The following is a 21,429-nucleotide window of genomic DNA, read 5'->3' as shown; positions in this document are numbered from 1 at the left end:
ACCGAGGGGTCGGGGGCCGTTCGTTCGCAGTCGCGAGGGATTCAGCTGACGTCGGACGGGTCAAGGCGGTAGATCGCCGACTGGGTCGACTGATTCGACTGGTTCGACTGCGACGAGGAGGTGGAGTCCGACTCTGTGTTCGAGTCCGAACTCGTGCTCTTGCTGTACTCGCTCTCCTTCACCGCCGTGCCGTGCTTCCGCACCCACGCCGTCACCTCGGAGCTGACACGGCTGCCGCCGCCGGGGCCGCCGCCCATGCCGCCACCGAGCTGGACGTAGTGCAGTTCGCCGTTCTTCACCAGCTCCTTGAGCCTGGCCAGGGTCATCGCCCTGTCGGAGCCGGACCAGCCCCACATGGAGATGACGGGCTCACCGCTGCTCACGATCAGCTGGGCGGCGCCCTGCGAACTGGACACGGCCAGCAACCACTTGGCGCCGTCCTGGTGCTTCTTCAGGTACGAGATGAGCGCACTGCTCGCGCCACCGCCGCCCATACCGCCGCCGCCCGCCCCTGCAGGAGCCTGCCCGCTCCGGCCGTTCTGCCCGCCGGACGGCATCCCGCCACCGGGGAAGCCGCCACCGGCCTGGGCGTTGACGTCGCCGGCCTGGGCGTTGCCGCCACCGGCCTGAGCGTTCCCGCCCTGCTGAGCCCCACCGCCGGGACCACCCGAGCCACCACCCGGGAACCCCCGGCCGCCCCCGCCCCCGGGCCCGCCGAAGCCGCTGCCCGTCGACGGCCCGGCGGTCGGGTTCGTACCGCCCATGCCACCGCCGCCGCCCGACCCGGACGGCACCGACCAGGCGTACGCGGCCGGACCCGCCACCGCCGCGACGATCGCGGCCGCCACCGACACGGCCAGCAGCCGCAGCCGAAGGCCCGAGCCGCCGGAGCGGAAGACGAACAGCCCCGCGATCGCCAGCGCCATGACGACCAGGACCGCAGGCCACAGCCAGGTGTTCCAGCCGGAGGCCCGCCGCAGCAGCACCGCGGCCCAGACGGCCGTGACGCCCAGCCCGAGCGGCAGCACCCAGGCCCACCGCCGGTCGGCCCGGAAGGCGCGCAGCAGCAGCACGCCGCCGCCTCCGCACAGCGCCGCGATGCCCGGGGCGAGCGCGGTCGTGTAGTACGGGTGCATCGTGCCTTCGGCCAGGGCGAAGGTCAGATAGTGCAGGGCGGTCCAGCCGCCCCACAGCACGAACGCGGCCCGGGTGAGATCCGTACGCGGCGCGCGTCCGCACAGCACCAGGCCGCCGACGAGCGCCAGGGCCGCGAAGGGGAGCAGCCAGGAGATCTGGCCGCCGAGGATGTCGTTGAACATCCGGCCGAGGCCCGCGGTGCCGGAGAAGCCGCCGCCTCCGCCCCCGCCGCCCCCGCCGTTGCCCTCGCCGCCGAGGATCCGGCCGAGGCCGTTGTAGCCCATGATCAGGTTCCAGGCCGTGCCGTCCGTGGAACCGCCGATGTACGGCCGTTCGGAGGCGGGCACCAGCGACACGGCCGCCGCCCACCAGAGGCTGGAGACGGCCAGCACCACAGCGGCGGCCACCAGATTCACCACGCGCTTCACCAACGCGGGCTTGGCCGCGTACAGATACACCGCGAACACGGCGGGCAGCGCGATGTACCCCTGGAGCATCTTGGTGTTGAAGGCGAGCCCGAAGCAGGCCGCCGAACCGAGCAGCGGAAGCAGCCGTCCGTTCCGCGCGGCCCGCAGGCCGAGCGCGGCGCCCGCCACCATCAGGAACACCAACAGCGTGTCGGGGTTGTTGTCCCGGTTGATGGCGACCGTGATCGGGGTGAGGGCCAGGACCAGGGCCGCCACGGCCGCCGCCGCGTGCCCGAACACCCGCTTCACGGAGGAGTGCAGGATCCAGATCGTGGCCAGCGCGGCCACGACCATCGGCGCCATCATCTGCCAGGTGCCGTACCCGAAGACCCGGCACGACAGGCCCATGACCATCAGCGCGAGCGGCGGCTTGTCGACGGTGAGGAAGTTCCCGGCGTCCAGCGAGCCGAAGAACCACGCCTTCCAGCTCTGTGTGCCGCTCAGCACGGCCGCGCTGTAGAAGCTGTTGAGACTGGAGCCGGACAGGTTCCAGGAGTAGAGCACCGCGGCCAGGGCGAGGATCGCGAGCAGCACGGGCAGCGACCAGCGCGGTGCGGCGGCGGTGTCCCGGGGCGGGGCCGAAGGCGGCTCGGCGGTGCGGGGCTGGGTTTCGGTGGCAGATGTCACCCCGGCATGGTGGACAGCCCTGGTTGGTGGCCGCTGTGCCGAACCTGGCCGCGGCCTGTGAAACGCACAGCCTCCGGTAACGACTCGTACAAGCCTTCACCAACGCCTACAACCTTTGCCCCCGGTCCGCGAGTCAAGTGTGCATGACTTCTGGGATATCCCGCCGCGCGCGAGTGCTGGCGGCGGCCGTGGGTACGGGTGTGCTCGTGCCGCTCGTCGCCACCGCCACGCCCGCCGCCGCTGCCACACCGACCGTGACCTGCACCTCGGCCAAGGCAGGCCTCGCCGCCAAGCTGAAGAAGGACATCGACGCCGCGCTCGCCGGCCGCAAGGGTACGGTGGCCGTCGGCCTCTACGACCGCAGCACCAACACGACCTGCACGCTGCGCGCGAGTTCCGCCTACGACTCGGCCAGCGTCGTCAAGGTGACAGTTCTCGCCACCCTGCTCTGGGACGCGAAGAAGACGAACCGGTATCTCACCGACCGCGAGAACACCCTCGCCAAGGCCATGATCACCAAGTCGGACAACGCGGCGACCTCCACCCTGTGGAAGCAGCTCGGCATGACGAAGATCAAGGGCTTCCTCAGCGCCGCCGGCATGACCCAGACCAAGCCCGGCGCGAACGGCTACTGGGGACTGACCCAGATCACCGTCACCGACGAGCAGAAGCTGCTGAAGCTCCTCACCGCCAAGAACACGGTCCTGAGCGACAACTCCCGTGCCTACGTCCTGAAGTTGATGGGCCAGGTCGTCTCGTCCCAGCGCTGGGGCACGCCGTACGGGGTGCCCTCGGGCGTCACCGTGGCCGTCAAGAACGGCTGGCTGCAACGCTCCACGAACGGCTGGCGGGTGCACAGCGTCGGCGCGTTCAAGGGCGGCGGCCACGACTACGTGATGACCGTGCTCACCCACGGCAACAGCACCATGAACTACGGCATCGCCACCATCCAGGCCGTCGCCAAGGTCATCCACAAGGACCTGGCGGCGAGCTGACCTTTCACCACGAGCCGGCCTTTCACCACGATCCGACCCTTCACCACGATCCGACCCTTCACCGCACGGCCTACCCGGCGTCACCGGCCCGTCCTACGGTGACGCCCATGCCCCTGAGAACCCGCCTCGCCCTTCTCACCGCAGGCCTGACGGCGGCCACCTGCCTGACCGCCGCCGGCCCCGCCCAGGCGCACACCTCATACACCTCATACACCTCGCACGCCTGCTCGCCGTCCGTCTCCATCGACCGCTTCTCCGACGCGCTCGACAAGACGACGTACGAGGACACCTTCGTCGGCAATTTCTCCGCGCTCGCCGTCGACAGCGACGGCTCACTGGCCGCCCTGTCCGACCGCTCGTCGCTGTTCCGCCTGGACGCGAGGACACTGAAGCCCCGCTCCGTCCTCCCGCTCACCGACGAGACCGGTATCGCTCTGGACTCCGAGGGCCTGGTCGCAGACGGCGACGGCACGTACCTCGTCACCTCCGAGACCGAGCCCTCGATCCGCCGCTACTCCCGCACCGGCACGATCCTCGACCGCCTTCCCGTCCCGGACGACCTGCGCGTGACCCCCGCGGGCCGCGGCCGGCCCAACGGCACCTTCGAGGGCCTGACCCTGCTGCCCGGCGGTCGCACCCTGGTCGCGTCCATGGAGTACCCCCTCTCCGGCGACAGCGCCGACACCGTCCGCTTCCAGACCTGGGACCGCCACCGGGGCCACTTCCGGCTCGGGAGCCAATACGCCTACCGCACGGACCCCGGGCTCGGCGTCTCCGAGATCCAGGCCACCCCCGACGGCCGCCTCCTGGTCCTGGAACGCGGCTTCACCTCCGGCGTCGGCAACACGGTCCGCCTTTACCTGGCCGACCCCCGCCACGCGATGCGGAAGACCCCGCTCACCGACCTCGCCACCTGCCCGCCCCTGGGCGCCACGGCCAAGCAACCCCAGCCGAACCCCCTCCTCGACAACATCGAGGCCATGACGATCACGGGCCGGACGAAGAACACCCTGAGGGTCCTCCTGGCCAGCGACGACAACGAGAACCCGGTCCAGACGACCCGGTTCTACTCCCTCCGCGTGCGGGTCTGAGCTCTGTCCCGCCGCGTTCTCACATCTCCCAGCCCAGCAGCGGCACACGGACCCCCGTGAGCAGGGCCAGGGCCAGCACGGCCGACAGCAGCAGCACCGCGGTGAGGCGTACGACGGCGAGCGCGTCCACCGCGGTGCTCAGCGGGGGCCAGGGCACCAGGCGCAGCAGCCAGGTCACCGCGACCGAGAGAGCGACCAGCAGAGCCAGGTCCGCGATCTCCGCCTCGCCCGACATCTGGCGCGGCGCGCTCGGGTCGAGGTCGTAGCCCTCCGCGTACATCGCGAAGGCGAGCAGGCGCCAGCACAGGGCGGCACACAGGGTCACCACGGCCTCGGCGGACGCGAAGCGCGCTCCCCGGGCCTGCACGAGTGTCAGGAACATGGTGGGCGAGACTCTAGCCCGGTCCTACGACCCAGGTCGGGGCATTCCTCGTTCTTCGGTCGGACAAGCGGCACGGCGGGATGAAATCCGCCCCCGATCGCGTTGGTGCCTTCCGGCAGCTCAGGACGACTGGAAGGCACCGGCGTGACACCGAGACGGGGATGGGCACGACGACTGTGGGCCTACGCATGGCGCCACCCGAAGGACGTCGTACTCGCCCTCGGCTCCTCCCTGGCGGGCATGGCCGTCATGGCCCTCGTCCCCCTGATCACCAAGGTGATCATCGACGACGTCATCAGCGACCACACCAGGGACATGACCACCTGGGCCGGTCTCCTCATCGCCGCCGCCCTGGTCGTCTACGTCCTCACCTACATCCGCCGCTACTACGGCGGCCGCCTCGCCCTGGACGTTCAGCACGACCTGCGCACGGAGATGTACGGCACGATCACCCGGCTCGACGGCCGCCGCCAGGACGAGCTGTCCACCGGCCAGGTCGTCGGCCGGGCCACCAGCGACCTCCAGCTCATCCAGGGCCTGCTCTTCATGCTCCCGATGACCATCGGGAACGTCCTGCTCTTCCTGATCTCCCTGGTGATCATGGCCTGGCTGTCCTGGCCGCTCACCCTCGTCGCCCTGGCCGTCGCCCCCGCCCTCGCGTACATCGCCAAGCGCAGCCGCACCCGGCTGCACCCCTCCACCTGGTACGCCCAGGCCCAGGCCGCCGCCGTCGCGGGCGTGGTCGACGGCGCAGTCAGCGGCGTACGCGTGGTGAAGGGCTTCGGGCAGGAGGAGCAGGAGACCGGGAAGCTGAGGGAGGTCGGCCGCAGGCTCTTCGCCGGCCGGCTGCGCACCGTCCGCCTGAACTCGGTCTACACCCCGGCCCTCCAGGCCGTCCCCGCCCTCGGCCAGGTCGCGATGCTGGCCCTCGGCGGCTGGCTGGCGGTACGCGGGCACATCACGCTCGGCACGTTCGTCGCCTTCTCGACCTACCTCGCGCAGCTCGTCGGCCCGGTCCGCATGCTCGCCATGGTCCTCACCGTGGGCCAGCAGGCCCGCGCCGGCACCGAGCGCGTCCTGGAGCTGATCGACACCGAGCCCTCGCTCCAGGACGGCTCCAAGGCCCTCCCCGCCGACGCGCCCGCGACGGTCGAGTTCGACGACGTCTCCTTCGGCTACGAAGGCGCCGACGGCAAGACCAGCCCCGTCCTCGACGGGCTCTCCTTCGAGATCCGCCCGGGCGAGACCCTCGCCGTCGTCGGCTCCTCCGGCTCCGGCAAATCCACGGTCTCCCTCCTCCTGCCGCGCTTCTACGACGTCACCCGCGGTGCCGTCCTCGTCGGCGGCCACGATGTGCGCGAGCTGACCCTTCAATCGCTGCGGTCCGCGATCGGGCTGGTCCCGGAGGACTCGTTCCTCTTCTCCGACACGGTCCGCAACAACATCGCCTACGGCCGCCCGGACGCCACCCAGGAGGAGATCGAGAAGGCCGCCCGAGCCGCCCAGGCGGACCGTTTCATCGCCGAGCTGCCCGACGGCTACGACACCACCGTCGGCGAGCACGGCCTCACTCTCTCCGGTGGCCAGCGCCAGCGCGTCGCCCTCGCCCGCGCGATCCTCAGCGACCCGCGCCTGCTGGTCCTGGACGACGCCACCTCCGCCGTGGACGCCCGGGTCGAGCACGAGATCCACGAGGCCCTGAAGGGCGTCATGCGGGGCCGTACGACGCTGCTGATCGCGCACCGCCGCTCCACCCTGAACCTCGCCGACCGCATCGCCGTCCTGGACGGCGGCCGGCTCGCCGACATCGGCACCCACGACGAGCTCCAGCGGCGCTCCGCCCTCTACCGGCGGCTGCTCACCGACCCCGACGAGCTGGGCGCGGTCTCCCCGGGCCACACCCAGCCCGTCTGTCCCGAGGAGGACACCTCCGTCCGGGACGAGCTGGACGCGGAGTTCGACGCCGAGCGCGGCGTCACCCCACGGCTGTGGACCGGCGACCGCGAGCGCAAGGATCTGGCCCTGGCGGAGAGCCCCGCCACCCCCGAGCTCCTCGCCCAGGTCGAGGCGCTGCCCCCGGCCACCGACGTCCCCGACATCGACGAGTCGCGGGCCGTCCAGCCCGAGGAGTCCTACGGCCTGCGCCGGCTGCTGCGCGGCTTCGGGCTGCCGCTGCTGGTCAGCCTCGCCCTGGTCGCCACCGACGCGGGCATGGGCCTGCTGCTGCCCGTGCTGATCCGGCACGGCATCGACTCGGGCGTCACGCAGGCCGCCCTCGGCGCCGTCTGGGCGGCCGCCCTGCTCGGGCTGCTCACGGTGGTCGTGCAGTGGGCGGCGCAGATCGGCGAGACCCGGATGACCGGGCGGACGGGGGAGCGGGTCCTGTACTCGCTCCGCCTGAAGATCTTCGCCCAGCTCCAGCGCCTCGGGCTCGACTACTACGAGCGGGAGCTGACCGGCCGGATCATGACCCGGATGACGACCGACGTCGACGCGCTGTCGACGTTCCTCCAGACGGGCCTGGTCACGGCCTTCGTCTCGGTCGTCACCTTCTTCGGCATCATGGTCGCCCTTCTGGTGATCGACGTACAGCTCGCGCTGGTCGTCTTCGCGACGCTGGTGCCGCTGATCATCGCCACGTTCTTCTTCCGCCGGGCGAGTGTGAAGGCGTACGAACTGGCCCGTGAGCGGGTGTCGGTGGTAAACGCCGACCTTCAGGAGTCGGTGTCGGGGCTGCGGATCGTGCAGGCCTTCCGGCGCGAGCGGGACGGCGGGCGGCGGTTCAGCGAGCGCAGCCGCAGCTACCGCGAGGCCCGCATCCGGGGCCAGTGGCTGATCTCGGTGTACTTCCCCTTCGTGCAGTTCCTGTCGTCGGTGGCGGCGGCGGCCGTGCTGATCGTGGGCGGCGCCCGGGTCGACGACGGCACGCTGGCGATCGGCTCGCTGGTGGCGTACCTGCTCTACATCGACCTCTTCTTCGCCCCCGTGCAGCAGCTCTCCCAGGTCTTCGACGGCTACCAGCAGGCGACCGTCTCGCTGGGCCGCATCCAGGAGCTGCTCCAGGAGCCGACGTCGACGAAGTCCGCCGACGAACCCCTGGAGGTCCTGTCCCTGCGCGGCGAGATCGCCTTCGAGGACGTGCACTTCGCGTACGGCGGTGCCGGCGAGGGCGAGGCAGCCCTGGGCGGAGTCGACCTGCGCATTCCCGCCGGGCAGACCGTCGCCTTCGTCGGTGAGACCGGCGCGGGTAAGTCCACCCTCGTCAAGCTCGTCGCCCGCTTCTACGACCCCACCGGGGGCCGGGTCACCGTCGACGGCACCGATCTGCGCTCCCTGGACCTCACCTCGTACCGGCACCGTCTGGGGGTCGTCCCGCAGGAGGCGTACCTCTTCCAGGGCACCGTCCGAGACGCCATCGCCTACGGCCGCCCGGACGCCACCGACGCCGAGGTCGAGGCGGCGGCCCGCGCGGTCGGCGCGCACGACATGATCGCCACCCTGGACGGCGGCTACCTCCACGAGGTCGCCGAGCGCGGCCGCAATCTGTCCGCCGGGCAGCGCCAGCTGATCGCCCTGGCCCGTGCCGAGCTGGTCGATCCGGACGTCCTGCTGCTCGACGAGGCGACGGCCGCGCTGGACCTGGCCACGGAGGCCCAGGTCAACCAGGCCACCGACCGCCTGGCAGGGCGCCGCACGACCCTCGTCGTCGCCCACCGCCTCACCACCGCCGCCCGCGCCGACCGGGTCGTCGTCATGGACGCCGGCGCAGTCGCCGAGGACGGCACACACGACGAGCTGCTCGCGCTCGGCGGCCGGTACGCCGAGCTGTGGCGGACGTTCATCGGCAGCGCCGAGCCGGAGGAGCCGGTCGGGGCGTCCCGCTGACGGGGCCGGCGCGGTGTGTCCGTGACGGCCGTGCAACCGTCCGACATACGTCATGCGTCCGTACAGCCGTACGCCGATGGTCGCGCACGACGCGGTACGGGAGGACAACAGTGGACAGTGGAGCGATACGCCGGCGGTTCGCGCTCGGCCTGGCCGTGCTGACCGCCTCCGGCTTGCTCGCCGTGGCGGCACCGGGCGAGGCACAGGCCGCCGGCACCGCGTCCTGCCCCGGCCGCAAGGTCCGCACCCTGCCGTTCTCCACCGGAACCGTGTACGTCTACAAGCGCGGCGGCTACGTCTGCGCCGTGACCGTGACCAAGAAGCCCGGCGTGAAGAAGAAGATGTCGGTGAGCGTCCAGGCGCGTGGCAACCGGCCGGTCGTCGACGCGGGACGGTACGCCTACCTCGCCGGCCCGGTCACGGTGCACGCCGGGCGCCGCTGCGTCTGGCTCAAGGGCAAGGTCGGCCCCAAGTCCGTCAGCACCGGCTGGATCCTTTGCTGAATCCCCGCCCGCGCACAGGGTTTTCCCTATGTCCCCTGGTGCTCCGGTGAGTTGGTCCGCTAGCTTCCGGCGCACATCTGTCTCACAGGGGAGTGCGCATGCGCAAGGCGCTCAGATGGCTGCTGGCGCTCACGGTGCTCATAGGCACACTGGGCACGGCGACAGCGGCCACCGCCGCCGAGCCGGAGGCCACCGGCACCGGCAGCACCACTGACATCAAGGAGAGGCTGCTCTCCATACCGGGCATGAGCCTGGTCGAGGAGAAGCCGTACACCGGCTACCGCTTCTTCGTCCTGAACTACACCCAGCCGGTCGACCACCGGAAGCCGTCCAAGGGCACGTTCCAGCAGCGCATCACCGTGCTGCACAAGGACGTCGCCCGCCCGACGGTCTTCTTCACCAGCGGCTACAACGTCTCCACGACGCCCCGCCGCAGTGAGCCCACCCAGATCGTGGACGGCAACCAGGTCTCCCTGGAGTACCGCTTCTTCACCCCGTCCCGCCCCGACCCGGCCGACTGGTCCAAGCTGGACATCTGGCAGGCGGCCAGCGACCAGCACCGCGTCTTCAAGGCCCTGAAGAGCGTCTACGGCAAGAACTGGCTCTCCACGGGCGGTTCGAAGGGCGGCATGACCGCCACCTACTACGAGCGCTTCTACCCCCGCGACATGGACGGCGTCGTCGCCTACGTCGCGCCCAACGACGTCGTGAACAAGGAGGACTCGGCCTACGACCGCTTCTTCGCCCGCGTCGGCACCAAGGAGTGCCGCGACCGGCTGAACGCCGTGCAGCGCGAGGCGCTGGTCCGCCGCGAGCCGCTGGAGAAGAAGTACGCGGCCTACGCGAAGGAGAACGGCCTCACCTTCGAGACCATCGGCAGCCTCGACAAGGCCTACGAGGCGACCGTCCTCGACTACGTCTGGGGCTTTTGGCAGTACAGCCTGCTGAGGGACTGCGACCAGATCCCGGCCGACGCCAAGAACGCCACCGACGACGACATCTGGACCTCCGTCGACACGATCGCCGGCTTCTCCGCCTACGCCGACCAGGGCCTGACCACCTACACGCCGTACTACTACCAGGCCGGCACGCAGCTCGGCGCGCCGACGATCGGCTTCCCGCACATCGAGAAGCAGTACATCCGCTACGGCTACCAGCCGCCGCGCAACTTCGTCCCCCGGGACATCCCCATGAAGTTCCAGCCGTCGGCGATGCGGGACGTGGACACCTGGGTCCGCCACAACGCCCGCCACATGCTCTTCGTCAACGGACAGAACGACCCGTGGAGCGCGGAGCCGTTCCGCCTCGGCAAGGGCGCGAAGGACTCCTACGTCATGACCGCTCCGGGCATGAACCACGGGGCCAACGTCGTGGGCCTCGTGCCCGAGCAGAAGGCCCTCGCCACCGCCCGCATCCTCGAGTGGGCCGGTGTCGCCTCCGGCGCGGTGCAGGCCGACCCGCAGGCGGCGAAGCCGCTGGCGAAGTTCGACGCCAAGCTCGACAAGCGGGACGTCCAGCGTGAGATGACGCTGCGCCCGTAACGCACATCGCCCTCGCGCCCGGCCGCTCACAGCGGCCGGGCGCACCCCACCGGCCGATCGCCGCCGAGCCGCACGTACAGGGCGGTCGAGCCGGGGCAGTCCTCCCGCCCGGCGACCGCCCGGGTCACCCGGTACTCCGGCTGCCGTTCGCCCTTCCCGTCGCACGCGGTCTCGCGGACCTGCCCGTCGCCGGAGCTGTAGACGCAGTCGCCGACGATGGTGCGCGGCCCGCCCCCGCCGCCCGGGTCTCCGGGGTGCGGCGGCTGGAGGTTGCGCATACAGGCGTAGCCGCGCGGCACCGCCCCGTCGCCGTCCTCGTCGGACGCGGGCCGCTGCTCGCTGATGTGCAGCACGAAGTCCGTGGTCCGCGGGCAGCGCGGCCCGTCACGCACCGCGCCGTCGTGCCGCGCCACGACTCGCGCCGCCGCCCGCTCACCGGCGCACGGCACCTCGGTGAAGCTCGTCGTACCGAACGAACTGCACTCGTCGACCGCGAGGAACACCGCCCCGTACCCGGACGGCCGGGTCGCCGACGGCGAGACCGCGGCACTCGTCCCCGTCACCGGCTCGCCCAGCCGGCCGTCCTCCGCCACACCCGCCGACGGGCTCTGACACCCGACCAGCAGCGCGACCAGCACGAGCAGCCCGCCCATCCCCCCGACCGAACCCGTCTTGCGCATTGCCGTCCCCCAAAGTGCTCAGGGCCCCGGGGCCCTGCCCCAGCGTGACCCGCCATCGCGGGCGCACGCCAGGCACATGGGGCGGTTTGCGCACGTTGGGGGTGGTGCGCCCGGTCCGTGGCGTACGTCTAGTACGACAGACCGTGCCCGATCGGGTACAGCACCTGTTCTGGATCATCCGCCCGCTGTACGGCGACCGGCAGTTTCCCGCGTGGCTCCACCCGGCCCGCGATCACCCGTGCGGCGGCCCGCAGTTCGACGTCCGTCCAGGAGTAGGCGGCCAGGCAGGCCCGGACGGACGGCAGCTGGGCCACGTCGTAGGGATTGCGGATGGCGACCGCCACGACCGGCCTCCCGGTCGCCAGGAGCTGCTCGACCAGGGTCTTCTGGCTGCTGCCCGCCGTGACGTTGTACGTGGCGGCCACCACCGCGTCCGCGTCCCGCGCCGCCGCGACCGCCTTCGCGATGGTCGCCGCCGAGGGGGCCGTACCCGTCGACAGGGCAGTGGCGGTGAAGCCCAGTTCCGACAGCGCGCCCGCGAGCACGCCCGTGGGCGGCCCGGTCGTCCCCGACGGCGAGGCCGGATCGGCCCCGACCACGAGCACCTTGGGATGGCGGCGCCGGGACAGCGGCAGCAGCCGCCCCTCGTTGACGAGCAGGGTGGTCGTCCGCTCGGCGATCCGGTCGGCCGCCTTCAGGTGCGAGCGGATGCCGACGGTCCGGTCGACACCGTCCTGACCGACGTACGGTGCCCGGAAAAGTCCCAGCCTGGACTTCAGCCGCAACACCCGCAGGATCGATTCGTCGAGTCGATCCTCCGTCAGCTCGCCCGCACGCACGGCCGTCAGGACGGCGTTCCAGGCCAGGTCCAGATCCGGCGGGTTGAGCAGCTGGTCCACGCCCGCCTTCAGCGCGAGCACCGGCACCCGGGCGTCGCCGTACTTGGTCCGTACGCCCTCCATGCCGAGGGAGTCGGTGACCACCACCCCGTCGTAGCCGAGCTGTTCGCGGAGGATGCTGGTGAGGATGGGGCGGGAGAGGGTGGCGGGGTCGCCGGAGTCGTCGAGGGCCGGGACCATCAGATGGGCCGTCATGATCGAGTCGATGCCCGCGGCGATCGCCGCCCGGAACGGCGGCGCGTCCAGCTTCTCCCACAGCTCCCGGCTGTGCGTGATGGTCGGGAAGCCGGTGTGGCTGTCGACGTTGGTGTCCCCGTGCCCCGGGAAGTGCTTGGCGGTCGCGGCGACCCCGGAACCCTGGTACCCGGCGACCTCGGCGGCCACCAGCCCGGCCACGGCCCGCGGGTCGGCACCGAAGGAGCGTACGCCGATGACCGGGTTGGCCGGGTTGACGTTCACGTCGGCCACGGGGGAGTAGTCCTGCCGGATGCCCATCGCCCGCAGCTCGGCGCCCGCGATCCGGCCGAGCGCCCGGGCGTCGGACCGGGATCCGCCCGCCCCCACGGCCATGGCCCCGGGGAAGAGCGTCGCGGGCTTCCCGACCCGGGCCACGATCCCGTGCTCCTGGTCGGTGGAGATGAGCACGGGCAGCCCGCGGGGCAGTCCCAGGGAGGCCCGCTGGATGCCGTCGGAGAGGTCGGCGATCTGGTGCGGCTCACGGGTGTTGTGCGCCCAGGCGAAGTAGATGATGCCGCCGACCCGGTACTTCGCGACCAGCTCGGCGGCCGTACGGACCCCGATCTCCTTGAGGTTGGCGTCGATGTCGGCCTGGTCGGGGGCGGTGGCGGAGTGGCCGTAGACCCGCATCACGAAGAGCTGGCCGACCTTCTCCTCCAGCGTCATCCGCGAGACGAGTGCGCGCAGTCTCTTGTCGTCCGGTGGGCCGGAGGCGTACGAGGGCCCGGCGGCCGCGAGGGCGGCGGTGACCCCGGCCGTGGCGGCGAGAACGGTGCGTCTGGAGGGCTGTGCGGTGCTTCCTGTGCTTCCCGTGCCGGTGTCGTGCACGTGCGCTCCTTCCGGAGGTGATCCTCTCGGATCCGCTGAAGGAAACTTCCAAGAGGTCACCAATAACCGGGAAGTTTCTGCCAGTCAAGGGAGCGCGCGGTGACCGCACAGGGGCCGCCACCGGCGCGGTTGGAGGGGGACGCGCCGATGGCGGCGGGGCCGCCGGCCGCGGTACGGCGGAGAGGGAGGTCAGCGATCGCAGCCAGCAGCGAGGGCCGACACCGCACCGTGGTGACTCTCCGGCGGCCTGCGATTGGACGACGGGAGTCCGGGCCGGGTTCCCGGCGCGGGCCGTATTTCCGGAAGTCGGTACCCGGGGTGAACCGGTGGTCCAACGGGGCGTGTGAGCCGACATTTGGCCACTACTCGCCGAGTGCCCGGTTTCCGCGATGGCCGGACGCCGGGCCGCCCCCGTCCGCCACAGCGCGTACTTCCGCCGCACCGGCACGGGATCGAGCGGCACCTCCCCCCGGTCGTGCCCGGCCGTGCGCAGCGTCTGCGGCAGCCAGTCGTGGCAGACCCGCTTCGCTGCCACGACCTCGATACGGCCGCTGCCCCGCCCGGTTCCACGGGCGGGGCAGCGAGCCTGGTTCAGCAGCGGATCACCGGGTGTGCTCGACGAACCTCGCCGCCGTCTCGGCCAGCACCTCGCGGCCGTCCCGTGCCCACAAGCCGTCGTTGAACAGCTCCACTTCGATGGCGCCGGTGTACCCGGCCGCCTCCACGTACCCCTGCCACTCCCGCATGTCGATCGCGCCGTCGCCGATCTGGCCCCGGCCGGTCAGCACGCCCTCCGGGAGGGGAGTCGTCCAGTCGGCGAGCTGGAAGGTGTGGATGCGGCCGGACGCGCCCGCGCGGGCGATCTGCGCCGGAGCCGTGTCGTCCCACCAGATGTGGTACGTGTCGACGGTGACCCCGACCTGCTGGGCGGGGAACCGTTCGGCCAGGTCCAGGGCCTGGGCCAGCGTCGACACCACACAGCGGTCGGAGGCGTACATCGGGTGGAGCGGCTCGATGGCCAGGCGGACGCCGTGCTCCTCGGCGTACGGCCCCAGTTCCGCCAGCGCGTCCGCGATCCGCTCCCGCGCCCCGTGCAGATCCTTCGAGCCCGCCGGGAGCCCGCCCGAGACCAGGACCAGCGTGTCCGTGCCCAGCGTCGCCGCCTCGTCGATCGCGCGGCGGTTGTCGGCCAGGGCCTCGGCCCGCTCCCGCGGGTCGATCGCCGTGAAGAAGCCGCCCCGGCACAACGTCGTCACCGTCAGGCCCGCGTCACGGACCAGCTTGGCCGTGGCCTCCAGACCGTACGACTGGACCGGCTCACGCCACAGGCCTACGTTGACGACGCCCACCTCACGGCAGTTGTCGACCAGTTCCGGCATCGACAGCTGCTTGACCGTCATCTGGTTGATGGAGAAACGCGCGAGCTCCGTCACTGGTTCACCCCGTACAAGGACAGCAGGTTCTTCATCCGCTCCTGCGCCAGCTTCGGGTCGGGGAACAGACCGAGACCGTCGGCGAGTTCGTACGCCCTCGCGAAGTGCGGGAGCGAGCGGGCCGACTGCAGGCCGCCGACCATCGTGAAGTGGGACTGGTGGCCCGCCAGCCAGGCCAGGAACACCACGCCCGTCTTGTAGAAGCGGGTCGGCGTCTGGAAGAGGTGGCGGGAGAGCTCGACCGTCGGGTCGAGGAGCGCGCGGAACCCCGCGACGTCCCCGGTGTCCAGCACCCGGACCGCCTCGGCGGCCAGCGGGCCCAGCGGGTCGAAGATGCCGAGCAGGGCGTGGCTGAAGCCCCGCTCGTCGCCCGCGATCAGCTCGGGGTAGTTGAAGTCGTCGCCGGTGTAGCAGCGGACCCCGTCGGGGAGCCGGCGGCGCAGGTCGACCTCGCGCTGGGCGTCCAGCAAGGAGACCTTGATGCCGTCGACCTTGTCGGGGTGGGCCGAGATCACCTCCAGGAAGGTGTCCGTGGCCGCGTCCAGGTCGGACGACCCCCAGTAGCCCTCCAGCGCCGGGTCGAACATCGGGCCGAGCCAGTGCAGGACGACCGGCTCGGCGGACTGGCGGAGCAGATGGCCGTAGACCTCCAGGTAGTCCTCGGGCCCTGAGGCGGCCGCCGCGAGCGCCCGGGACGCCATCAGGATGGCCTGGGCGCCGGACTCCTCCACGACCGCGAGCTGCTCCTCGTAGGCCGCGCGGACCTCGGCGAGGGACGCCGGGCCGGTGAGCTGGTCGGTGCCCACGCCGCAGGCGATACGACCGCCCACCGACTTGGCCTCCGCCGCCGACCGGCGGATCAGCTCCGCCGCGCCCGCCCAGTCCAGGCCCATGCCGCGCTGCGCGGTGTCCATGGCCTCGGCGACACCCAGCCCGTGCGCCCACAGATGGCGGCGGAAGGCGAGGGTGGCGTCCCAGTCGACGGCGGCGGGCGAGTCGGGGGACACATCCGCGAACGGGTCGGCGACGACGTGCGCCGCCGAGAAGACCGTGCGGGAGGTGAGCGGGGAACCGGTGGTGAGGGTGAGCGGTTCCTGGCGGGGCTCGTACGCCCTCAGGGACCCGCTCGCGTCCGGGAGCTGGATGGTCACAGCGCGATCTCCGGTACGTCGATACGACGGCCCTCGGCCGAGGACGCGAGGCCCAGCTCGGCGAGCTGGACACCGCGGGCACCGGCCAGCAGGTCCCAGTGGTAGGGCGCGTCGGCGTAGACGTGCTTCAGGAACAGCTCCCACTGGGCCTTGAAGCCGTTGTCGAACTCGGCGTTGTCCGGGACCTCCTGCCACTGGTCGCGGAAGACCTCCGTGGCGGGGATGTCCGGGTTCCAGACCGGCTTGGGGGTGGCCGAGCGGTGCTGGACGCGGCAGTTGCGCAAGCCCGCCACCGCCGAGCCCTCCGTGCCGTCCACCTGGAACTCCACCAGCTCGTCGCGGTTGACGCGCACGGCCCAGGAGGAGTTGATCTGGGCGATGGCGCCGCCCTCCAGCTCGAACACGCCGTAGGCGGCGTCGTCGGCGGTGGCGTCGTACGGCTTGCCGTTCTCGTCCCAGCGCTGCGGGATGTGGGTGGCGGTGAGGGCCTGGACGGACTTCACGCGGCCGAACAGCTCGTGCAGCACGTACTCCCAGTGCGGGAACATGTCGACGACGATGCCGCCGCCGTCCTCGGCACGGTAGTTCCAGGACGGGCGCTGGGCGTCCTGCCAGTCGCCCTCGAAGACCCAGTAGCCGAACTCGCCGCGCACGGAGAGGATCCGGCCGAAGAAGCCGCCGTCGATCAGGCGCTTCAGCTTCAGCAGGCCGGGGAGGAAGAGCTTGTCCTGGACGACGCCGTGCTTGATGCCGGCCTCGTCCGCCAGCCGGGCGAGGTCCAGGGCGCCGGCGAGGCCGGTGGCGGTCGGCTTCTCGGTGTAGATGTGCTTGCCGGCCGCGATGGCCTTCTTCAGGGCCTCCTCGCGGGCGGAGGTGACCTGGGAGTCGAAGTAGATGTCCACCGTCTCGTCGGCGAGGACCGCGTCCAGGTCGGTCGAGACGTGCTCGAGGCCGTGCCGCTCGGCCAGCGCCCTGAGCGCGTGCTCACGGCGGCCGACCAGGATCGGCTCGGGCCACAGCACGGTGCCGTCGCCGAGGTCGAGGCCGCCCTGCTCGCGCAGGGCCAGGATGGAGCGGACCAGGTGCTGGCGGTAGCCCATGCGCCCGGTCACGCCGTTCATGGCGATACGCACCGTCTTGCGTGTCACGTCGTTCCCTTCGTACGCGGTCGTCGCGCCGCGTACGCCCACTGGTGAGCGTTGCAGCAAGCGCTTTCTACATACGGAGAAGCTAGCCTCTGAACGGTGGTCCGGACAAGACCGTGACCAGGACGAGTTGTTCGAGGGGGCGAACAACCGGGGGTCGGGGGCTTAAAGTCTGCTCGGAAACCTTGGCCACGGATTCGGTGAGGCCAGGGCTGCCGACCTGCTCGGAACCGTAGTCATGGCTCCGGGTGTGTACGAGGGCGACGACGAGATGCGCGACCGGAGGACGACGAGATGACGGTGACCCTGGCGGACGTGGCGGCCCGCGCGCAGGTCTCGCCCGCGACGGTGTCGCGCGTGCTGAACGGGAACTACCCCGTTGCCGCCTCCACCCGCGAGCGGGTGCTGAAGGCCGTGGACGAGCTGGACTATGTGCTCAACGGGCCCGCGAGCTCCCTGGCCGCCGCCACCTCCGACCTGGTCGGGATCCTGGTGAACGACATCGCCGACCCCTTCTTCGGGATCATGGCGAGCGCCATCCAGGCCGAGATCGGCGGCCCGGGCGGCCGTGCGGGCGGAGAGAGACTCGCGGTGGTCTGCAACACGGGCGGCTCCCCGGAGCGGGAGCTGACGTATCTCACGCTGTTGCAGCGGCAGCGTGCGGCGGCCGTGGTGCTGACCGGTGGGGCGATAGAGGACGCGGCGCACAAGGCGGCGATGGACGCGAAGGTGCGCAAGCTCACGGACGCGGGGACGCGGGTGGTGCTGTGCGGGCGGCCGCCGGCGCCGGAGACCGGGGCGATCGCGCTGACCTTCGACAACCGCGGCGGCGGGCAGGAGCTGACCGAGCACCTGATCGGGCTCGGGCACCGGCGGCTCGGCTACATCGCGGGCCCCGAGGAGCGGACCACGACCCGGCACCGGCTGGAGGGACACCGGGCCGCGCTGGCCGCGCACGGGATCGAGGAGGACCCCCGGTGGACGGTCCACGGACGCTACGACCGCAGGTCCGGCTACGAGGCGACGCTGGAGCTGCTGCGGCGTGACCCGTCGCTGACGGCGGTCGTCGCCGCGAACGACTCCGTCGCGCTGGGGGCGTGCGCGGCGCTGCGCGACTCGGGGCTGCGGATTCCGGAGGACGTGTCGGTGGCCGGGTTCGACGATCTGCCGTTCAGCATCGACGCGGTGCCTTCGCTCACGACGGTGCGGTTGCCGTTGGGGGAGGCCGGGGCGCGGGCCGGGCGGATCGCGATGGGGCGGGAGGAGGCGCCGCCCGGGGGGATCGCCTCGGTGCGGGGAGAGTTGATGGTGCGGGGGTCCTCCGGGGTGCCGCGGGTTTCGTAGTGCTGGGCGTTGCTGCCCGGGTCGTACTGGGGGTGCCGCGGGTTTCGTAGTGCTGGGCGGCGCCACCCGGGTCGTGCTGGGGGTGGCGCGGGCTTCCTGGCCCTGGGCGTTGCCGCCCCGGCCCTGCTGGGGGCTGCCGCCCCCAGGCCCCCGCTTCGGCCTGAACGGCCTCGTCCTCAATCGCCGGACGGGCTGAGACGCGCTGCCCCGCCCCCCAGGGGGGCGGGGCGGGCCGAGCGCGCGGCGCCTCGTCAGCGAACGACGTCGAAGATGTTCTTCTGCAGACCGTTGGCGTAGGCCTTGTGCTCGACGAGTCTCAGCTTCTGGGCGTCCTTGTCCGTGGTGCTGAAGAGCCGCTTGCCCGCCCCGAGCAGAAGCGGGAAGACGAGCAGGTGGTAGCGGTCGATCAGGCCGGCGTCGGAAAGGGCCTGGTTGAGGGAGGCGCTGCCGTGGATGATGATCGGGCCGCCCTCCGTCTCCTTCAGCGCGGCGACGTCGTCGAGCGACCGCAGGATCCTCGTCTCCCCCCAGTTCTTCACGAGCTCGTCCTCGGTGAGGGTCGTGGAGACGACGTACTTCGGCATCACGTTGTAGTCGGCGAATTCCTCCTCCATGCCGGGCCACACCGGGCTGAACGCCTCATAGCTGGTGCGGCCCATCATCATCGCGGTGGCTTCCCGCTGTTCCCGGTCCTTGATCTCGTACGCCTCGGGCAGGAACTCGGCGTGCTTGAAGGTCCAGCCGGTGTTCCGGTAGCCGGGCTCGCCGCCCGGGGCCTCCACGACGCCGTCGAGCGAGATGAATGCGGTACTGATCAGGGTGCGCATCGTGGGTTCCTCGGTCTCTCATGTCGGGTTCTCGGCGGACTTCGTCCGTGCGTGCCTTCCACGACACTCGCGGCCGCGACGCACGAACACGTCTTCTGACTGCGCCATACGGAAAAACTCATCGGCCGTCTCTCGTCCGGATCCTTCTCGCGTCTGGCCTCGCATGTCCCGGACCGTTAGGCTCGGCTCGTCGGTATCTCTGACTGAGTCAAACATTCGGGGGTCGAGGTCATGACCGTCCAGGACATCCGCTCCTTCAACCGCTTCTACACGAACGTCATCGGCGCGCTCGACTACGGCCGCCACATGTACGCCCCCTACACCCTCACCGAATCCCGCGTGCTCTACGAGCTCGCCCACGCACCGCGCACGGACGCCGCCGACCTGCGGACCCAGCTGCACCTGGACGCCGGATACCTGACCCGCATCCTGAACAAGTTCGAGCAGGACGGACTGGTCGAGCGCGGCCCGTCGGAGACGGATCCGCGCCGCCGCCGCATCACCCTCACCGCGTCCGGCCGCGAGGCCGCCGCACTGCTCGACGAGCGGGCCCGGGAGACGGTCGGGGCGATGCTGGACACAGTGCGGGCCGAGGACCGGCCCCGGCTGGCGGAGGCCCTGCGGACCGTTCGGACGCTCCTCGGCGACGGCCGTGCCCCGCGTCCCGAGGACGTCGTCCTGCGTGAGCCCACCCCCGGCGACCTCGGCTGGATCGTGGAGCGCAACGCCGCGCTGTACGCCGCCGAGTACGGCTTCAACCTCGAGTACGAGGGCCTCGTCGCCCGTATCGTCGCCGACTACGGCGAGGACCACGACCCGCGTCTGGACCGGACCTGGATCGCCGAGCTGGACGGCCGGCGGGTGGGGTGCGTGATGTGCGTACGGGACGACGCACCCGGGGCCGCCCGGCTCCGGCTGCTGCTCGTCGAGCCCGACGCGCGCGGCCTGGGCATCGGCGACCGGCTGGTGGGGGCACTCGTGGACTTCGCCCGCGCAGCCGGCTACCGCGAGGTGGTCCTGTGGACCAACGACATCCTCGGCGCGGCCCGCCGCATCTACCAGCGCCACGGCTTCGAGCTGGTCGCGGAGAAGCCGCACCACTCCTTCGGCCAGGACCTGAACGGCCAGGACTGGCGGCTGGATCTTCACGCAACACCCGAGTGAAGTAAGGGAGTCGTTCGGCGGGAGTGCCGGGGTAGGGTCCGTCCACTTGACTTCCTCCCCCTCGTGACGAGGGGGATTCCTACGGCTTGCGTCGTAGGGATTCCTGCTTCGTCACCGGCTGCCCGCCCGGAGTGCTCCGTTGAGGTCTTACGCCGGCTCCACAGGCCGACACCGCCAGCCCGGGGACGGTTCCTGACCATGTTGCGGACGGTCAGGTCCTCGATCACGATCGTTTGGTTCTCACGAACGAGACGTGTGCTGAGCTTGTGGAGGTGGTCACGGCGCCGGTCGGCGATCCGGGCGTGGATCTTGGCGACCTTGCGCCGGGCCTTGCGCCGGTTGTCGCCCTCTCCCCTGACCTTGCGGGACAGCTCCCGCTGGGCCTTGGCCAGACGGGTGCGGTCACGGCGCTCGTGCCTCGGATTGGCGACCTTCTCTCCCGTGGAGAGGGTCAGTAGATGGTCCAGGCCGACATCCACCCCGACGGCCTCATCGGTGGCGGGAAGCGGCTTGATGGCGGGGTCCTCACACAGCATGGACACGAACCATCGTCCCGCCGCGTCCTGCGACACGGTCACGGTGGACGGTTTGGCGCCTTCGGGAAGCCGCCGGGACCACACGATGTCCAGCGGGTCAGCCATCTTTGCCAGGGTCACCCTGCCGTCGTGGAAGCGGAAACCGCTGGTGGTGTACTCGGCGGACTTCCGCGATCTTTTCCGCGACTTGAAGCGCGGGTACCTGGCCCGCTTGGCGAAGAAGTGGGTGAACGCCGTCTGCAAGTGCCGCAGTGTCTGCTGCAACGGCACCGAAGAGACGTCGTTGAGGAATGCCAGTTCCTCGGTCTTCTTCCACGCCGTCAGCATGGCCGAGGTGGCGTTGTAGTTGACCCGCACCTGCCGTGTCCATGCTTCGGTGCGGGCGGCCAGGGCGAGGTTGTAGACCTTGCGCACGCACCCGAACGTGCGCGACAGCTCGGCTGCCTGCGCATCAGTCGGATAGAAGCGGTACCTGAACGCCCGCTTCACATGGTTCGCGGCCACGCTCACAAACTAGCGTGGATACGTGTAATGAATGCGGACGATGAATAAAGCTG

At 71.1% G+C, this 21,429-nt stretch carries 16 protein-coding genes and 1 pseudogene; 7 read left to right on the top strand and 10 right to left on the bottom strand.

What is annotated here, in order from left to right:
• Positions 1-41: 41 nt before the first annotated feature.
• Complete coding sequence (locus AC07DF_RS26155) at positions 42-2,231, bottom strand: mannosyltransferase YkcB-related protein (RefSeq protein ID WP_478976005.1); 2,190 nt, start codon at positions 2,229-2,231, stop codon at positions 42-44.
• Positions 2,232-2,374: 143 nt separating this feature from the next.
• Here AC07DF_RS26155 and AC07DF_RS26150 point away from each other — a divergent pair, with 143 nt between their 5' ends.
• The gene (locus tag AC07DF_RS26150) at positions 2,375-3,226 is read left to right on the top strand and encodes a serine hydrolase (protein WP_478976002.1); all 852 of its coding nucleotides are present in this window, start codon (positions 2,375-2,377) and stop codon (positions 3,224-3,226) included.
• A 107-nt stretch (positions 3,227-3,333) separates the two neighbouring features.
• On the top strand, positions 3,334-4,317 hold the full coding sequence (locus AC07DF_RS26145; protein ID WP_478975999.1) for an esterase-like activity of phytase family protein: 984 nt from the start codon (positions 3,334-3,336) through the stop codon (positions 4,315-4,317).
• Between the two features lie 19 nt (positions 4,318-4,336).
• Here the strand turns inward: AC07DF_RS26145 and AC07DF_RS26140 are convergent, their stop codons facing one another.
• Positions 4,337-4,699: a hypothetical protein gene (locus AC07DF_RS26140; RefSeq protein WP_478975996.1), complete on the bottom strand. Its 363-nt coding sequence runs from the start codon at positions 4,697-4,699 to the stop codon at positions 4,337-4,339.
• Between the two features lie 144 nt (positions 4,700-4,843).
• On the opposite strand from AC07DF_RS26140, the gene AC07DF_RS26135 reads away from it, so the two are divergent.
• The 3 genes from AC07DF_RS26135 to AC07DF_RS26125 all read left to right on the top strand — a co-directional run bounded on the left by AC07DF_RS26135 (position 4,844) and on the right by AC07DF_RS26125 (position 10,628).
• A complete protein-coding gene (locus AC07DF_RS26135) occupies positions 4,844-8,584 on the top strand; it encodes an ABC transporter ATP-binding protein (protein WP_478975993.1) in 3,741 nt (1,246 codons plus the stop codon).
• A gap of 110 nt (positions 8,585-8,694) precedes the next feature.
• Positions 8,695-9,087: a hypothetical protein gene (locus AC07DF_RS26130; RefSeq protein WP_478975990.1), complete on the top strand. Its 393-nt coding sequence runs from the start codon at positions 8,695-8,697 to the stop codon at positions 9,085-9,087.
• Between the two features lie 98 nt (positions 9,088-9,185).
• Positions 9,186-10,628: a S28 family serine protease gene (locus tag AC07DF_RS26125; protein ID WP_478975987.1), complete on the top strand. Its 1,443-nt coding sequence runs from the start codon at positions 9,186-9,188 to the stop codon at positions 10,626-10,628.
• 26 nt (positions 10,629-10,654) lie between these two features.
• Here AC07DF_RS26125 and AC07DF_RS26120 read toward each other — a convergent pair whose 3' ends face one another.
• From AC07DF_RS26120 to AC07DF_RS26095, 6 genes and pseudogenes are all read right to left on the bottom strand, one after another.
• Positions 10,655-11,308 (bottom strand): hypothetical protein, encoded by a 654-nt coding sequence (locus AC07DF_RS26120; RefSeq protein WP_478975984.1) that lies wholly within the window; start codon positions 11,306-11,308, stop codon positions 10,655-10,657.
• A gap of 128 nt (positions 11,309-11,436) precedes the next feature.
• A complete protein-coding gene (locus tag AC07DF_RS26115; protein WP_478975981.1) occupies positions 11,437-13,272 on the bottom strand; it encodes a glycoside hydrolase family 3 protein in 1,836 nt (611 codons plus the stop codon).
• A gap of 379 nt (positions 13,273-13,651) precedes the next feature.
• Positions 13,652-13,795: pseudogene (locus AC07DF_RS26110) on the bottom strand (LysR family transcriptional regulator); the annotation flags it as partial.
• Positions 13,796-13,874: 79 nt separating this feature from the next.
• A complete protein-coding gene (locus tag AC07DF_RS26105; RefSeq protein WP_478975978.1) occupies positions 13,875-14,705 on the bottom strand; it encodes a sugar phosphate isomerase/epimerase family protein in 831 nt (276 codons plus the stop codon).
• On the bottom strand, positions 14,702-15,856 hold the full coding sequence (locus AC07DF_RS26100; protein WP_478975975.1) for a dihydrodipicolinate synthase family protein: 1,155 nt from the start codon (positions 15,854-15,856) through the stop codon (positions 14,702-14,704). Before AC07DF_RS26100 ends, AC07DF_RS26105 begins: the two co-directional genes overlap by 4 nt.
• Positions 15,853-17,004: a Gfo/Idh/MocA family protein gene (locus AC07DF_RS26095; RefSeq protein ID WP_478975972.1), complete on the bottom strand. Its 1,152-nt coding sequence runs from the start codon at positions 17,002-17,004 to the stop codon at positions 15,853-15,855. Before AC07DF_RS26095 ends, AC07DF_RS26100 begins: the two co-directional genes overlap by 4 nt.
• Before the next feature lie 291 nt (positions 17,005-17,295).
• On the opposite strand from AC07DF_RS26095, the gene AC07DF_RS26090 reads away from it, so the two are divergent.
• The gene (locus tag AC07DF_RS26090) at positions 17,296-18,345 is read left to right on the top strand and encodes a LacI family DNA-binding transcriptional regulator (RefSeq protein WP_478975969.1); all 1,050 of its coding nucleotides are present in this window, start codon (positions 17,296-17,298) and stop codon (positions 18,343-18,345) included.
• A gap of 251 nt (positions 18,346-18,596) precedes the next feature.
• On the opposite strand, the gene AC07DF_RS26085 is transcribed toward AC07DF_RS26090, so the two are convergent.
• Positions 18,597-19,172, bottom strand: coding sequence for a dihydrofolate reductase family protein (locus AC07DF_RS26085; RefSeq protein ID WP_478975966.1), 576 nt, complete (start codon positions 19,170-19,172; stop codon positions 18,597-18,599).
• Positions 19,173-19,403: 231 nt separating this feature from the next.
• Here AC07DF_RS26085 and AC07DF_RS26080 point away from each other — a divergent pair, with 231 nt between their 5' ends.
• Positions 19,404-20,336, top strand: coding sequence for a bifunctional helix-turn-helix transcriptional regulator/GNAT family N-acetyltransferase (locus AC07DF_RS26080; RefSeq protein ID WP_478975963.1), 933 nt, complete (start codon positions 19,404-19,406; stop codon positions 20,334-20,336).
• On the opposite strand, the gene AC07DF_RS26075 is transcribed toward AC07DF_RS26080, so the two are convergent.
• Positions 20,318-21,376, bottom strand: a complete 1,059-nt coding sequence (locus tag AC07DF_RS26075) for an RNA-guided endonuclease InsQ/TnpB family protein (RefSeq protein WP_478975960.1) — start codon at positions 21,374-21,376, stop codon at positions 20,318-20,320. The genes AC07DF_RS26080 and AC07DF_RS26075 overlap by 19 nt on opposite strands.
• Between the last annotated feature and the right edge of the window lie 53 nt (positions 21,377-21,429).

The organism is Streptomyces sp. NPDC044719 (genome assembly GCF_056433405.1).
The sequence above is the reverse complement of the archived record's forward strand: the minus strand, read 5'-3'. Positions and strand labels throughout refer to the sequence as shown.

Excerpts from the sequence above, each read along its gene's own strand:
- AC07DF_RS26150 (WP_478976002.1), top strand. The coding sequence starts at position 2,375 with ATGACTTCTGGGATATCCCGCCGCGCGCGAGTGCTGGCGGCGGCCGTG.
- AC07DF_RS26145 (WP_478975999.1), top strand. The coding sequence starts at position 3,334 with ATGCCCCTGAGAACCCGCCTCGCCCTTCTCACCGCAGGCCTGACGGCG.
- AC07DF_RS26140 (WP_478975996.1), bottom strand. The coding sequence starts at position 4,699 with ATGTTCCTGACACTCGTGCAGGCCCGGGGAGCGCGCTTCGCGTCCGCC.
- AC07DF_RS26125 (WP_478975987.1), top strand. The coding sequence starts at position 9,186 with ATGCGCAAGGCGCTCAGATGGCTGCTGGCGCTCACGGTGCTCATAGGC.
- AC07DF_RS26120 (WP_478975984.1), bottom strand. The coding sequence starts at position 11,308 with ATGCGCAAGACGGGTTCGGTCGGGGGGATGGGCGGGCTGCTCGTGCTG.
- AC07DF_RS26090 (WP_478975969.1), top strand. The coding sequence starts at position 17,296 with ATGACGGTGACCCTGGCGGACGTGGCGGCCCGCGCGCAGGTCTCGCCC.
- AC07DF_RS26085 (WP_478975966.1), bottom strand. The coding sequence starts at position 19,172 with ATGCGCACCCTGATCAGTACCGCATTCATCTCGCTCGACGGCGTCGTG.
- AC07DF_RS26080 (WP_478975963.1), top strand. The coding sequence starts at position 19,404 with ATGACCGTCCAGGACATCCGCTCCTTCAACCGCTTCTACACGAACGTC.